The sequence below is a fragment of the Candidatus Pelagibacter sp. HIMB1593 genome (assembly GCF_052047755.1).
Classification (GTDB): domain Bacteria; phylum Pseudomonadota; class Alphaproteobacteria; order Pelagibacterales; family Pelagibacteraceae; genus Pelagibacter.
The window spans coordinates 663097-678454 of the sequence record NZ_JBNAJK010000001.1; the positions used below are offsets into that span (position 1 = coordinate 663097).

The 15358-nt window shown below is 24.2% G+C and carries 14 protein-coding genes; 6 read left to right on the forward strand and 8 right to left on the reverse strand.

Annotation, left to right across the window (positions count from 1 at the left end):
* Nucleotides 1-8 precede the first annotated feature (8 nt).
* Nucleotides 9-641, forward strand: a complete 633-nt coding sequence (gmk, locus tag ACTTA0_RS03400) for a guanylate kinase (RefSeq protein ID WP_440676104.1) — start codon at nucleotides 9-11, stop codon at nucleotides 639-641.
* Here the strand turns inward: gmk and rsmA are convergent.
* From rsmA to ACTTA0_RS03430, 6 genes are read right to left on the reverse strand one after another with little or no spacing between them, the layout of a single operon-like run.
* Nucleotides 630-1415, reverse strand: a complete 786-nt coding sequence (gene rsmA, locus ACTTA0_RS03405) for a 16S rRNA (adenine(1518)-N(6)/adenine(1519)-N(6))-dimethyltransferase RsmA (RefSeq protein WP_440676105.1) — start codon at nucleotides 1413-1415, stop codon at nucleotides 630-632. The genes gmk and rsmA overlap by 12 nt on opposite strands.
* On the reverse strand, nucleotides 1412-2377 hold the full coding sequence (locus tag ACTTA0_RS03410; protein ID WP_440676106.1) for a 4-hydroxythreonine-4-phosphate dehydrogenase PdxA: 966 nt from the start codon (nucleotides 2375-2377) through the stop codon (nucleotides 1412-1414). Before ACTTA0_RS03410 ends, rsmA begins: the two co-directional genes overlap by 4 nt.
* Nucleotides 2367-3287 (reverse strand): peptidylprolyl isomerase, encoded by a 921-nt coding sequence (locus ACTTA0_RS03415; RefSeq protein WP_440676107.1) that lies wholly within the window; start codon nucleotides 3285-3287, stop codon nucleotides 2367-2369. The genes ACTTA0_RS03410 and ACTTA0_RS03415 overlap by 11 nt, the downstream gene beginning before the upstream one ends.
* 22 nt (nucleotides 3288-3309) lie before the next feature.
* A complete protein-coding gene (gene lptD, locus ACTTA0_RS03420) occupies nucleotides 3310-6129 on the reverse strand; it encodes an LPS assembly protein LptD (protein WP_440676108.1) in 2820 nt (939 codons plus the stop codon).
* Nucleotides 6119-7192, reverse strand: a complete 1074-nt coding sequence (locus tag ACTTA0_RS03425; RefSeq protein WP_440676109.1) for an LptF/LptG family permease — start codon at nucleotides 7190-7192, stop codon at nucleotides 6119-6121. The genes lptD and ACTTA0_RS03425 overlap by 11 nt, the downstream gene beginning before the upstream one ends.
* Entirely contained in the window at nucleotides 7189-8328 is a 1140-nt protein-coding gene (locus tag ACTTA0_RS03430) for an LptF/LptG family permease (protein ID WP_440676110.1), read from the reverse strand. The genes ACTTA0_RS03425 and ACTTA0_RS03430 overlap by 4 nt, the downstream gene beginning before the upstream one ends.
* Nucleotides 8329-8387: 59 nt before the next feature.
* Between ACTTA0_RS03430 and ACTTA0_RS03435 the strand changes: the two genes are divergently transcribed.
* A complete protein-coding gene (locus ACTTA0_RS03435) occupies nucleotides 8388-9842 on the forward strand; it encodes a leucyl aminopeptidase (RefSeq protein ID WP_440676111.1) in 1455 nt (484 codons plus the stop codon).
* Nucleotide 9843: 1 nt separating this feature from the next.
* Nucleotides 9844-10245: a nucleoside-diphosphate kinase gene (gene ndk, locus ACTTA0_RS03440; protein ID WP_440676630.1), complete on the forward strand. Its 402-nt coding sequence runs from the start codon at nucleotides 9844-9846 to the stop codon at nucleotides 10243-10245.
* On the opposite strand, the gene purN is transcribed toward ndk, so the two are convergent.
* Nucleotides 10235-10816: a phosphoribosylglycinamide formyltransferase gene (purN, locus tag ACTTA0_RS03445; RefSeq protein ID WP_440676112.1), complete on the reverse strand. Its 582-nt coding sequence runs from the start codon at nucleotides 10814-10816 to the stop codon at nucleotides 10235-10237. The genes ndk and purN overlap by 11 nt on opposite strands.
* A complete protein-coding gene (purM, locus tag ACTTA0_RS03450) occupies nucleotides 10791-11822 on the reverse strand; it encodes a phosphoribosylformylglycinamidine cyclo-ligase (RefSeq protein WP_440676113.1) in 1032 nt (343 codons plus the stop codon). Before purM ends, purN begins: the two co-directional genes overlap by 26 nt.
* Nucleotides 11823-11833: 11 nt before the next feature.
* Here purM and ACTTA0_RS03455 point away from each other — a divergent pair, with 11 nt between their 5' ends.
* The 3 genes from ACTTA0_RS03455 to aspS are packed head-to-tail and all read left to right on the forward strand — an operon-like array spanning nucleotide 11834 to nucleotide 15357.
* A complete protein-coding gene (locus ACTTA0_RS03455) occupies nucleotides 11834-12913 on the forward strand; it encodes a hypothetical protein (RefSeq protein ID WP_440676114.1) in 1080 nt (359 codons plus the stop codon).
* A complete protein-coding gene (locus ACTTA0_RS03460; protein ID WP_440676115.1) occupies nucleotides 12910-13572 on the forward strand; it encodes a DNA replication protein in 663 nt (220 codons plus the stop codon). The genes ACTTA0_RS03455 and ACTTA0_RS03460 overlap by 4 nt, the downstream gene beginning before the upstream one ends.
* The gene (aspS, locus tag ACTTA0_RS03465) at nucleotides 13573-15357 is read left to right on the forward strand and encodes an aspartate--tRNA ligase (RefSeq protein WP_440676116.1); all 1785 of its coding nucleotides are present in this window, start codon (nucleotides 13573-13575) and stop codon (nucleotides 15355-15357) included.
* Nucleotide 15358: the final 1 nt, after the last annotated feature.

A 15358-nucleotide genomic window follows, 5' to 3' on the forward strand; every position in this document is an offset into this window, starting at 1 on the left:
AAATTTCAATGCCCTCAAAAAATGATGGGGTCATGATTATACTTTCCTCTCCTTCTGGGGCAGGAAAGACTACACTGGTAAATTTATTATCCAAAAAAAAAAATTACACAGTTTCAGTCTCTCATACAACTAGAAACCCCCGACCAGGTGAGGTTAATCGTAAAGATTATTACTTTGTTAATGACAATGAGTTCCATAGGTTAATTAAAAATGAAGAATTTCTAGAATATGCAAAAGTATTCAATAATTATTACGGAACTACAAGAACACCTGTAATTGACAATTTAAACAAAGGTAAGAATGTTTTGTTTGATATTGATTGGCAAGGTGCTGATCAAATAAAAAATAAAAAGTTAGATTTTAAATTAATTTCTTTTTTTATTTTACCCCCAAGTAAGGAAGTTTTATTTCAAAGACTTTCAAATAGAGATATGAAAGATAAGTTAATTGCCGAAGAAAGAATGAAACAGTTTGAAAGAGATGTCCTTCATTGGATAAATTATAATTATGTAATTATAAATGACGAACTAGAAAAATGTTATTTCAAGATTGACAATCTTATAGAAGCAGAATTAAATGATGGTTCTAAAGATTATGATCTAAATTTTGTGAGAAACCACATTGAAAAACTAACCTCGTAAATTCTCATATTCTTCAGCAAGTTTATAATAAGTTTCAAAATTTAAATTTTGAGGTCTTAAATTTAAATCAATTTTAAGTTTTTTTAATATTTTAAGATCACCATTAAAAATTTGATTAAATGGCTTCTTAATCATTTTCCTTCTGTTATTGAAAAAAACTCGAGTTATTTTTTCTAGGTTTTTTGGATTTTTTATTTTATAAAAATTTTTCTTTGGAGTGAACAAAAGTAAACTACTATCTATCTTTGGTTTAGGTGAAAATGAGCTAGGTTTAATATCACATATTTTTTTAATTTCTAATTTCCAGTTTGCCAAAATAGATAATCTTCCATAATTTGAGTTGTTATAACTAGCTATAATTCTATCAGCTACTTCCTTTTGAAACATCAAAACAAGACTTTCAAACCAAAAATTATTTTTTAAATTAATTATCCACTTACTTAAAATCTCTGTTGAAATATTGTAGGGTAAATTTCCAAATACTATTACACTTTCATTAAAAATTGAGGTTTCATCTATATTTAAAACATCATCATGAATTATATTTATATTTTCTTTAAACCGATCCTTTAATACAATAATTAAATCATCATCTCTTTCAATTACTGTAAATTCTTTAGGTTTTTTGCTTAGAATATATTTTGTAAGGTTTCCAGTACCTGGACCTATTTCTAATATGTTTTTATTTTCAATTTCAACACAATTAACTATTTGATTTAAAATATTTGTATCAATTAAGAAATTCTGACCTAAACTTTTTTTTGCTTTAATCAATTTTTATCTAAAAATTTAATTGCCTGAATTAAACTTAAGGGGTTTGATAAATTTTTACCCATCATTTTTTCATTTGGCCCATGGTCTGGCGATACTCTTAAAAAAGGTAATCCAAGTGTAATATTTATTGCATCGTACTCAAACAAAGTTTTTAATGGTGTTAAAACTTGATCATGATACATACCAATGATCACATCATAATTTTCACGATTTTTTTTTAAAAAAACTGTATCAGCAGAAATAGGTCCTTTAATTTTATAACCTTTTTTTTTCATATTTAATATTATTGGTTTTATAATAGACTCGTCCTCATTTTTATCCAATATACTTTCACAATGAGGATTAACGCCTAGAACACCAATTTTTGGTTTTTTATTAAATTCTGTTTTAAAGAATTTTTGAACTAAAGAAATATTATCCTCAATCTTTTTAGAGTTCAAATTTTTTACAACAAGTTTTAGAGGTAAATGTGTAGTTATAGGGCTAACTGATAATTTTTTATTGAAGATTAACATACAAGTTTTTTTTATTGAAAAATTATCTGAAATATATTCAGTCATTCCCAAATATTTCTTTTTTAAAAAGTATTTTTTAGAAATTGGTCCGTTAATAAATTTTACAATTTTTTCTCTCTTTATAATTTTAAATGCCATATTGAAACATTCTTCAATATATTTATTTGATTTAGAGGAAATTTTTTGAAATGCATTTTTTTGATGGTAATTAATATTTACTAAGTTAACAGATTTGTTGCTTAAATTATAATTTTTTATCTTTATTGGATTTATTATATTTACCTTTGTCTTTAAATTTAGTTTTATCATTTGCTTTTTAAATAAATCAAATGAACAAATTAAAATTATAGGATTTTTAATTCTGATTTTTTTTAATGATTTTATAAAAATTTCAGAAAAAATACTATTAGGCTCTCCTGATACTATTAGAATTGGCTTATAACTCATTTATAATAATATTTTTTTTTTGTTTGTTTAAGTAGACATTAGATAATTGGTTTAATTGAGTATTTGTCTTTCTTTCTATTATATTTTTTATTTCATTCTCAACATCTAATTGGACCTCTATTTCTTTTATATCCTCGAGGTATAATAATAAAAAACCACCTGGAATAGTAATAGGTTCAGTTATTTCACCTATACTTAAATTTGCTAATTCAAGCTTAATTTTCTTGCTTAGAATTCCCTCTTTAATCCAGCCTAATTCTCCTCCTTTATTTGAAGAGTCAGACAAGCTATAAACCAATGCCGCTTCTGAAAAATTTTTCTTTTCTACAATATTTAATATTAATTTTAATTTTTCGCTTAAATTTTCATTTGCATTTAAATTAAAAACTATTTCGGAAAGTAAATATTCTTTTTGGATTTTCTTTATTTTAATATTATTTTCTATCTCTTTTTTATCTATTTTTACAGAATTTGAAAATTTATCAAAAATCATTTTATTCCAAAGAGTTTCAATAATTATTTTTTCCTTTACAAATTTTGGATTTAAATCTTTATTTTTAAAATAGTTTTCGAAATCATTAATTTTTTCAATTTTAAGATTAAAAAAATAGTTTTTTAATATGTTTTCAAATAATTCATTTTTAATTTCTAAATCTTTTCTAGTCTTTAAAATTTCAATATATTTAACTTTTTGTTTAATTTGAGAATTTTTAGCTATCTCAATTTTCTTGTTTTTGTCTATTTTTAAAAAATCCTTATTTAAAATTGAAAGAAATTTAATTTCATTCAAGATATCTACAGATGTAATAATTTCATTATTTAATCTTAATAAGATTTTGTTTTCTTTGGATACAGCAGTTATTGATAGAAACATTATACAAGATAAAAGTATAATTAATTTTTTTTTCATATATTTTTTAAGTTTTACTTATTTAGTTTGATATGAGATCATTGGCATCATACTCATATGTTGTTAGTGGAAATAACGTTATTGTAAAAAATAAATCTTCATTAGGCTTCAAATCTCTATCATCATAGTATGATTTTTTGTATTTAATTCCAGCTGTTAGACAATCATTCTTATATTCATAAACTAAATCATAGTATTCTGTAAGATTTATTTTTCTATTTCTTCTAGTTTTAAATTTAATGAAATTATTTTCATTAATATTATAGGCAATAGAATTTTCAAAAACATTACTATCTCCTATTTCACCGTTTTCTTCAATAAAGTTAAAATTAGTTTCAAAGTTTTTGTATGATATTGTCGTATTAAATTCATTATATTCAAAAGAATTAAAATCATTATCTAATGAAAAATTATAATTTAAACTTATATTTTCATTGAAATTATTTTTTACAGATCCAAAAACATTTGAATTTTTTCTATTTATTGTACTTGACTTTGGAATAAATTCTTCTTCTTTATCTCTTATCACTGTTGCAAGTTTTATTTCAAAATATTTATTTATATCATTAAGTTTATTTTTTTCTCTTTTAAAATCTAAACCTAAAGTTAATGATCTCCCAGATTCGAATGTATCATTTACTCCAAGTCTATTTAAAGAAAAAATATTTCCAACATCTATTTTTTTTACAGAAGTTGAATAATTTTTCATATCACTTGGGTTAAATCTGAACGACATTTTGGGTGTTAAATAGTGATTAAAATTTTCATTTTTCTTGATTAAAGGTAAACTCGTATTGGCTTCAAATAAAGATATCAATTCAACTTGAGGGCTTGATTTGTAATCAGAATTATTTTTTCCAATTGAATTAAGATTTTTAAAAGCAATATTTAAATCATTTTCAAACCCCAGGTTTGTAATAAAATTATTCATCGTGTATTGAACATTATTTATGATATTTGATTTTAGATTATTTGTATTGCTTAAATTATTACTTCCAGAAGAATCAATGCTAATGGAGCCATTAAAGTAATTTTTTTCCAGAACTGTATCAAAGCTGTAATAAGGAAGAATATACTGATATCTATCACTTTCGTTAGGTTCACTAAGATTTTCGTATGATAAAAATCCTGTCTCAAAATTATAATTATCATGATTTAAAAATAATTTAGCTTGGCTATTTAATAAATTAAGATCGTTTGGTCTCGCCATTGATTTTGTTATATGAGCATCGAATACTTTCAAATAAGTATCGTTTGAAACTTGTTCAGTATAAAGTTCCAACTTACTTGAGTTATAATCTATTAGGTTTAAATCTAAATTATACTTTAGAAATAGGTGGGATAAATTATTTTTACTTTTAGAAATTGGAGACTTGTACCCTTTAACAAAACCAAAATCTGCTAATAAATTTGAATTTTTGTTCGCCTGTCTATATTCATTTTGAATTGTAAAAAAATCATTATCAAACCATGTTGGCTTAAATGTATAATCTTTGTTTTTTGAAATAACGTTAAAATAAGGTATTGTTATTGAGCTTCCTAATACATTAGACTTATTTATTTCAGGTTTTAATAAACCTGATTGCTTGTTAACACTAGGATCAGGATGAAAAAACTTTGGAAAATAAAAAACAGGAAGATCAAACACATTAAGATAAGCATTTTTGTAGTTAATTTGCCTTTTTTCTTTATCATGCACAATTTCTTCAGATTTAATTGACCACGGAGGACAACCCTCTCTTTTTCCACAACTTGTAAATATTGCTTTGCTTACAGAAATTTTATTTTGCTCACCTTTAGCAGAAGCACCATAAATTCTTGGATCATTTCTATTTTCTCCAAAAATTTTTTTATGAATATTTATTTTTGGATCTTTGGCAGCGAATTTTTTAGTTTTTAAATTAAAAATACCATCAGAAAAGTAAAATTTATCTGAATTTGGTAAATTATAATTTGTAATATTTAATATTCCTCTACCATTTAGTAATTCATTATTAATGTAATATTTAAATTCATCTAAGTAAAATATTTGATTATTATTATCTTTAATTGTTGATTTACTCATAGAGCTTAATTCATTAAGGTTTAAATTAAAATTAACATTTTCAGATTTTACATAATAATCCGTTCCTATATTTGCTTCAGTTAAACCCTTTGTTTCAATTATTTCATCATTTTTAAAAAAAGTTACTTTTTCTGAAAATAGTTCATAGTCTTCTATATCATCATTAATTTTAACTTTTCCTTCTGCTTCAATTGTATTTGGTATTTTTTTATAGGTTATTTTTTCAGCTGTAATTTCTCTATTCTCACCATCGATTGCTCTTGAATTACCAACTGTAAAAACAGTTTCCTCATTTTTCTCGTAGATTGCTTTATCAGAAAAAATTATATAGTTATTTTCTTCGTCTTGAATTTTAACTTTTCCTTCTGCTTCAATTGTATTTGGTATTTTTTTATAGGTTATTTTTTCAGCTGTAATTTCTCTATTCTCACCATCGATTGCTCTTGAATTACCAACTGTAAAAACAGTTTCCTCATTTTTCTCGTAGATTGCTTTATCAGAAAAAATTATATAGTTATTTTCTTCGTCTTGAATTTTAACTTTTCCCTTGGCCTCCAGAATATTAGTTAGTTTGTTAAAAACAAATGTGTTTGCATTTATTTTTAAACCATCATTTGTTTCAATAATTCCACGATTTAATCCTTTAAACAAATTTCCATTATCAAGAATCTCTATTTCACCAACATTAAAATTAAATTCTTCAGAATTTGCAAAACTTAAAACACAAAAATTTAAAAAAAAAATAATAGAAAATTTAATAAATAAATTATTTTTCATTTATTTTATTTAACATGATTAAATTTACAAAAGTAAGGGCAAAAATTGGTACAAAGATAGCTAAGTATAAATTTAGTTTTTCTGTACTGCCCAGTACATAAAAAAAGTTGTTAAAGTAATATATTATTACAGAAAACAATAACCCTATTGCTATTTTTAATGTTGTACCTGATAAATGTTTAATTCTTAACATTATTAGTGATGAAAATAGACTCATTAGGACTAAAAATATAGGTAAAGAAGTTAGTCTTAGTAGTTGCAAGTCCAATTCAGTAACCGAATAATTTAATTTTTTATAATTTTTTCTTAATTCAAATAATTCAAATACATTTAGTGAACTTAAATTTGAGTACAAGCTGTTTATTCTTTTATAATCAAAATTTGTATTAAGCTCTAAATAATTTTCATTATTGTAATAGTTTTCTTTGTAAATTTTAGCATTGTAAATTAACCATTTTTTATTAGAGACGTCGATCTTCTCACTTTTAATGTTTTTAGTAACATTATATTCACTGTCAAATTCAGTAATAAATGTTCCAACTAAAAATTTACCATCAATTTTAGATGAATTGATGACTAATGTTTTGTCATTAATTTTATCTCTTATCCATAATCCATTTTTTGTTATTACAGCAAGGTATTTTCCATCATTTGAATAAGGAGATTTTAGTTCTAAATAAAAGTTTTTTAAATTGGAAGAAAAATAATAAAATATTGTCGTAATAAAAATTCCAGTAGCTAACGATAATATTATAATGATTGTTATAATTTTAGAGTTTTTAAATCCTGAGTATTTAAGTGTTACAAGTTCATTATTGTTAAATAATTTTATGAAAAAAATCTGAAAAGTTATTAAAAATATAAATGGGAACATTTCAAAAATCACATCTGGTGAATTAAGTAGAGCTAAGAAAATTGTAAAATAATTATCTATTTCTATATCTTGAAAAAAATCTAATTCACCTAAATAATTTAAAATAAAAACTAAACAAAAAATTACACCCACTACAAACATTAATGATCTAAAAAAAAGATTTATGAAAAATTTGATATAAACTTTCATTTTATTTTATTTTTATAAATTAATTTGTAGACAAAGATTAAATATAAAAAAAGGAAGGATATTAATGGAGATATAAATATCACTATATTTTCTGTAAACTCTTTATTAATAAATCTAACAATTCCCTCAGAAAAAATTATTGTAAAAAATCCAGCTAAAAAGGTAATCAATTTTAATTTTTTAAAGTTTAATTTTTCTTTGGAGGATAAAATTAATAGATAAGGCACAAGCATCAGTGTTGGTATGTAAAGAGGAACAATTAATCTTTTATAAAGTTCTTTTGTAATATTTATTCTGTTTGGACTAGTACAATTTTGTATTTCATCTTGTTTTCTTTTAAATAGATTTGCCTTAATATTATTTATTGCAATTACACAGGATATTATATCCATGGTTTTCATTTCCTGAGTTTTTGTAGTTGTTATTGTATTTGATTGAAGGTTTTTTAAAAGAAAATCAGATTTAGAAAAATTAAAATTAGTTATTTGATTTACATTATTTATGATTGTTTCCCCATTGTACAAGATTAACACAGGGACATTTGATATTTGCTTAAATATACCTTTTTTAGCATAGGTAATTTCAAAACCTTTATCGATATCTTTTTTGATGTATAGATTGTAAAGATAGCCATCTTTATCTTTATTTTCTGTATAAATAGTTACACCGTCAATCGTATCATTAAATCTTTTAGGCTTAATAAAGCTTCCAAAAAAATTTACACTTGAATCTCTTAAAAAGGATCTTGCCTTGTTTTGACTATTTGGAACTATGAAACTTGTTAGTAAAAATTGAATTAAGAGCAAGAATGTTGAAACAAAAATTATAAAATTTACAAATTTTTTTTTATCTTCTCCAAAATTCCAAAAAATAATTAATTCATTTTTTAATTCATACTGCAACAAAACATAAAAAACACTAAAAAATAAAACAAATGGAATTAATCGACTAATAATTTTTGGAAAATTTAAAAGAGAATAATTTATGTAAACAGTATATTCTCGACCATCTTCAACCATAATATCAAGGAAATTTACTGCTTGAAATACCCATATTATCAAACTGCTACTAAATAAAGCTATTAAAAAAAAGAGCAAATAATCTTTGAACAACTTTCTGTATAACAATTTTTTCATTGAAAATTAGTATTTTTACTCATATATAGCATCCATCTCTTTTAGAGTGTATAAAATTTATGTCAGTAGTTATTAATTATAAAAAAAATGTTCCTAAAAATATAGCTTCAAACATAATTTTTTTTGTAGATGAGAGTTATAACTTATCTAGTTTAAAAAAAAATTTATCAAAACAGGATTATTTATATATTTCTGATTTAATAAAATCTAAAAGTAAGAAAAAAGATATAATATCCTTTGATTTGAGCTCAAAAAAAAAAATTATTCTAGTCTCTTTAAAAAAAAATATCAAAATATCTGATATAGAAAATTTAGGTGCAAAATTATTTCAATTGTCCTCTGACAATAAAAAAAATCAATACTTAATATTTACAGACACACTTTCGTCAAAAAAAATTAGTTTTGCTGGTCATTTCGCGCACGGATTTAAGTTAAAATCATACAAATTTGATAAATACAAAAGCAAAAGAAGTAACAAAAAAATATTTATTAATTTTATTGGCAAAAACAAACCTATATTAAAAGATCAAATTAAATTTAAAGCTATAGAAGATGGAACTTTCTATGCAAGAGATTTAGTTTCAGAACCTGGTAATATTTTACATCCTGATGAATATTCGAAAAGATTAAAATCTTTATCAAAGTATGGTTTAAAAATTACTATTTATGATGAAAAAAAATTAAAAAAATTAGGGATGAATACTTTATTGGGTGTTGGCCAAGGGAGTATAAGGGGATCCTATTTAGTAACTATGGAATGGAAAGGTTTAAAAGACAAATCAAATCCTTTTGCATTTGTTGGAAAAGGAGTCTGTTTTGATACTGGCGGAATTTCTTTAAAGCCAGCAAAATTTATGGAAGATATGACCTATGATATGGCCGGCTCAGCAGTTGTGGTTGGTTTGATGAAAAGTTTAGCACTAAGAAAAGCAAAAGTGAATGCTGTAGGTGTAGTTGGATTGGTAGAGAATATGCCAGGTGGAAATGCTCAAAGACCAGGAGATATAGTAAAGTCTTACAGTGGAAAAACAGTAGAAATTTTAAATACAGATGCAGAGGGAAGACTAGTTCTTGCAGATGCACTAACCTACACAGAAGAAAAATTTAAACCAAAATTTATAGTTGATTTAGCTACCCTTACAGGTGCAATTATTGTTTCACTCGGATCAGAATACGCAGGTTTATTTTCAAATAATGATAAATTATCAAAAGAATTAATTGAAGCAGGGGAAAAAGTTGAAGAAAAAGTTTGGAGAATGCCTCTAAATAAAAATTTTGATAAATTAATAGATTCTAAAAATGCTGACATGCAAAATATAAATTATGTTGGAGGAGCTGGTTCAACGACCGCAGCTCAATTTTTACAAAGATTTATTTTAAACCAAACACCATGGGCACACTTAGATATAGCTGGAATGGCTTTCTCGAAATATGGAGGAGCATTAAATTCAGGTGGAGCTACAGGTTATGGAGTAAGATTATTAAACAAACTAATAGAGGATAATTATGAGTAATATTGAACAAACTTTATCAATAATAAAGCCTGATGCTGTTGAGAGAAATCTTGAAAATGAAATTAAAGAAATGTTTAAAAATAATGGTTTTTCAATATTAAAAGAAAAGAAAATTCAAATTGAAAAATCAGAAGCTGAGAACTTTTATAAAGTTCATGAAACAAAGCCATTTTATAATGATTTATGTGAATACCTATCTTCAGGACCGATAGTAGTAATGGTACTTCAGAAAGAAAATGCCGTATTAGGAAATAGAGAATTGATGGGTGCAACAAATCCTAAAGATGCTGAAGAAGGCACAATTAGAAAAAAATACGGAATTTCAATTGATAAAAACTCTGTGCATGGATCTGACAGTGTGGAAAATGCTAAAATTGAAATTGATTTCTTTTTTAAAGACTAAAAATTTTCAAAATAGCTTTGGGATATAATTTATGCTCTTGAGCTAAAATTCTTTTTGCAAGACTATCTGGAGTATCTTTTTTATATATATTAACTCTTGTTTGAAGAATTATTTTTCCAGAATCTAATTTTGCATTAACAAAATGTACAGTGCATCCTGAGTATTTATCTTTGTTTTCTATAGCTCTTTGATGAGTATTTAATCCTTTGTATTTTGGTAATAATGAGGGGTGAACATTTAAAATTTTACCTTTAAAATTTTTAATAAAATTTTTAGAAAGTATTTTCATAAATCCTGCTAAGCAAATTAATTCAATTTTATTTTTTTTTAGTTCTTTAAGTATTTTTTTTTCAGCAATATCTTTATTTTTGAAACTAATTATTTTTTTTTGAATTTTAAAAACAGTTCCATATTTTAAACCTTTGGCTAACTTATTATTAGTAATTATTAGATTTATAGAAATAGGTGATCTCTTTAATTTAGAAAACTTAATTAGTGATTTTAAATTACTACCTGTTCCAGAAATAAATATTGCAGTTTTTATTTTATTTATTCCAATTGATAGAACCATTTAATTTCACTTTATTTTTACCATTAATAATTTTTCCAATTACATATGGTTTGTAATCTTTAGGAAAATAACTTTGAATTTTTTTTAAGTTTTTTTTGTTGATAATTAAACAAAAACCTACACCGCAGTTAAATGTTTTTAACATTTCATTTTCTGCTATTCCATTTTTTTTAAGCCAATTAAATATTTTTAAAGTTTTAATTTTGTTTAAATCAATATCTGCTACCATGTTATCAGGAATAACTCTTTTGATATTATCCGCAAGTCCTCCTCCTGTAATATTTGCACAACCATTAATAAGATTTTTTGAAATTATGTTGATTATTTCTTTCACATAAATTTTTGTTGGTTTCAAAAGTTCTGATTTTAAAAATTTATTTTTATTTATATTAATTTTTTTTTTATTTATTAAATACCTTACAAGTGAGAACCCATTAGAATGTAATCCGCTAGAAGGAATTGCTAATATTAAATTATTTTTTTTGATTTTATTTTTATTTAAGATTTTATTTTTACCTACAATACCAACAGCAAAACCTGCTATGTCAAATTTACCTTTTGAATAAGTGTCAGGCATCTCTGCTGTTTCTCCGCCTACAAGTTCACAATCTGATAGTTTACAGCCCCTAACTATTCCTTTAATGATCGATTTAAGTTTAATTAAATCAATCTTGTTTATTGAAATGTAATCTAAAAAAAGCAATGGTTTTGCACCTTGAACAATTAAATCGTTCACACTCATTGCTACAAGATCAATACCAATTGTATCAAATTTATTTAAAGAATTAGCTATTTCAATTTTAGTTCCAACACCATCTGTACAAGCAACTATTTGAGGTTGCTTTATGTTGCTTGGAATATTTGAAATAGAACCAAAGCCCCCGATATTAGAAAACTTTTTTTTGCCCCTTTTTTTTGATGATACTGATGAAATGAAATTTACAAACTTATCAGCGGCTTTAATGTTAACACCACTTTTTTTATAGGTAAAATTTTTATTATTCATTACAATATTATATGAGGTGTTTTTTAAAATTAATTAAACAAAATAGTTTATATAATCTTTTTCTATTTCTTGCTTTATTAAATATTTTTTTTTCCACAGAAAATAGTGTTGCAAAAACATTTTCTATAAAAGAAATTGAAATTTCGTCTCCATTTAATGCCTCATTTGACAAAAATAAGATAATAAATCGAGGTTTTGTTGAAGCATATGAGGAACTTATTTTTACGATTGCTCAAAGCAAAGATCAAAAAAAAATTCAAAATTCTTCTACCAAAGAAGTTAAAAGTTTAGTTGAAACATTTTCGATTGTTCAAGAAAGTTTTATTGATGAAATATATAATCTTACCTTAAATGTAGAATTCAATAAAAAAAGTTTTTTTGAATTATTAGAAAAAAAAAATGTATTTCCTTCATCAATTATTGAAAAAGATTTAATGTTTTTTCCAATAGAGGTAGATGAAGAAAAAAATGAAATATTCCTTTTTTCGGAAAGTCAATTATTTAAAAATTGGAACTTAAAAAAAGAAAAATATCATCAACTAAATTATATTTTACCAAACGAAGATATTGATGATTATAATTTAATAAAAAAAAACATTAATAATTTAGAAGATTTTGATTTTAGAGAAATTTCAAAAAAATATAATTTTGAAGATTTCATTATTATGATTATTTTTAAAAATAATGAAGAAATTCGAGTTCTCAATCAAATAATATTTAATAATAATCAAAATATAAAAAATTTTAAATTCAAAAATATCAATTTAGAAGATTTAGAAGATTTAAAAAAATTCATAGATAAACAAAAAACAGTTTTTGAAGATTATTGGAAATTAAAAAACATAATAAATACATCAATTAAATTGGATCTGACTATATCAGTCGATAATAGCAATATAATTAAAATCGATCAGTTTGAAGAAACACTTTCAAACATAGATTTGGTAAATAATTATAATATATTTAAAATTGATAATAAAAAAAACATTTATAAAATAATCTTTAATGGAACCCGAGATCAGTTCTTAAATATGATGAAAGATTATGATTATTTTTTTAAAATCAAAAATAAAATTTGGGTATTAGAATGAAATCTTTAAATCAAGAAATTTTAAAATTTGAATATGATCAAAATTTTAAAGATCAAGACTTTTATGTTTCAAAATCTAATGAATTTTCATTTTTATTATTGAATAGTTGGCCTAAATGGGAAAAAAATTTTATAAATTTAATTGGAGAAAAATTTTCTGGAAAATCTCATTTAATTAATATTTTTTTACATAAATTTAAGGGTATTAAAATAAACGCAGCTGATATTAGTAATGAATATTTAAAAAAAATTAAAATCTATGAAAATATAATTATTGAAGATTTAAATAAAAATATTAATGAAAAGTTATTATTTACTTTTTTGAACAATATTGAGCAAGACAACAAATACTTAATTGTTACTTCAACCAAACCCATTGTTGATTACTCCTTTGAATTAAATGATTTAAATTCTAGAGCTAAAAATTTTATTTTATCAAAGATTGATAAACCAGAGGATGATTTATTATATGCCCTAATATTAAAAAATCTTTCTGATCGTCAGATATCAATTGATAAGAAATTAATAGATTTCATTATAAAAAGAATAGATAGATCCTATGGCAAAATATCTGAATTCATATATAAGATCGACGAAATTAGTTTAAAAAGGAAAAAACCAATCGATTTTAAAATTATTAAAGAAGCATTAGGAGATTAATTGAGTAAATATAGAACACATACTTGTAACGAATTAAGAAAAGAAGATGTTGATATAAAAGTATTTCTTTCTGGCTGGATTAATAAAAAACGAGATCATGGCAACTTATTATTCATAGATTTAAGAGATAATTATGGTGTCACACAATGTATTATAGATAAGGATAATAAAAATTTCACAAACTTAGAAAAAACTCAATTAGAAACTGTAGTTAAAATCGAAGGTAAGGTTGTAGCTCGATCTGAAGATACAATTAACAAAGAAATAGGCACAGGAGAAATTGAGGTAAAAATTGATACTTACGAAGAACTAGGTTCTTGCAAAGAATTACCGATGCCAGTTTTCAGTGATCAAGAATATGCTGAAGAAATAAGACTGAAATATAGATTTTTAGATTTAAGAAGAAAGAAAATACATGAAAATATAATCTTAAGATCAAAAGTTATTTCGCACATAAGAAATGAAATGACTAAATTAGGTTTTTTGGAATTCCAAACACCAATACTAACATCCTCCAGCCCTGAAGGTGCAAGAGACTTTTTAGTTCCAAGTAGATTAAATCCAGGGAAGTTCTATGCTCTACCTCAAGCACCGCAACAATTTAAACAACTAATTATGGTATCTGGTTTTGATAAGTATTTTCAAATAGCTCCTTGCTTTAGGGATGAGGATGCAAGAGCAGACAGAAGTCCAGGAGAATTTTACCAATTAGATTTAGAGATGTCTTTTGTAGAACAAGAAGATGTTTTTAATGTTGTTGAAAAATTAATGGTCAATACTTTTAAAACATTTTCGAATAAAAAATTATTAAACGATAAGTTTCCAAGAATTTCTTACAAAGAAGCAATGCTAAAATATGGGAGTGATAAACCTGATTTAAGAAATCCACTTATAATAAATGATATTACTGAAATATTTACAAGAGAAGATGTATCTTTTGAAATATTTAAAAAGTTAGTAAAATCTGGTTCAAGAGTAAGAAGCATAATAACAAAAAATACTAAGGATAAACCAAGAAGCTTTTTCGATAATATTGATAAATGGGCGAAAGAACAAGGTGCTTCTGGTTTAGCTTATTTTACATTTGAAAAAGATACTGAGTTATCTGGTAAAGGACCTATAGGAAAATTTTTCACCAAAGAAGCATTGTTAGAAATAATGAATTTAACTAATGCAGAAGTAGGGGATAGTATTTTTCTAGCTTGTGGTAAACAAAATGAATTAGAAAAAATAACTTCTCAGGCAAGAAATAAAATTGCAGAAGATTTAGATTTAATAGATGAAGATGTTTTCGCGTTTTGCTGGATAGTTGATTATCCAATGTTTGAAAGAGATGAGGTTACCAACAAAATTGAATTTAGTCATAATCCATTTTCTATGCCACAAGGTGATTTGACAGAAAAAGAACTTGAAAATCCTTTAGAACTTTTAGCTTATCAATACGATATTGTTTGTAATGGTATTGAATTATCTTCCGGCGCTATAAGAAATCATAAACCAGAACTTATGTACAAGTTATTCTCAATTGCTGGTTACGATAAGCAGCAAGTAGATGAAAAATTTAGCGGTATGATAAATGCATTAAGTTACGGTGCTCCACCTCATGGTGGTATTGCTCCAGGAATCGATAGAATTGTTATGCTGTTAGCTAATGAAAAGAATATAAGAGAAGTAACAATGTTTCCAATGAACCAAAATGCTCAGGATCTGATGATGAATGCTCCATCAGAAGTTAACCCAGAACAATTAAAAGAATTAAACTTGTCCCTAAAAAATAAAAAATAAA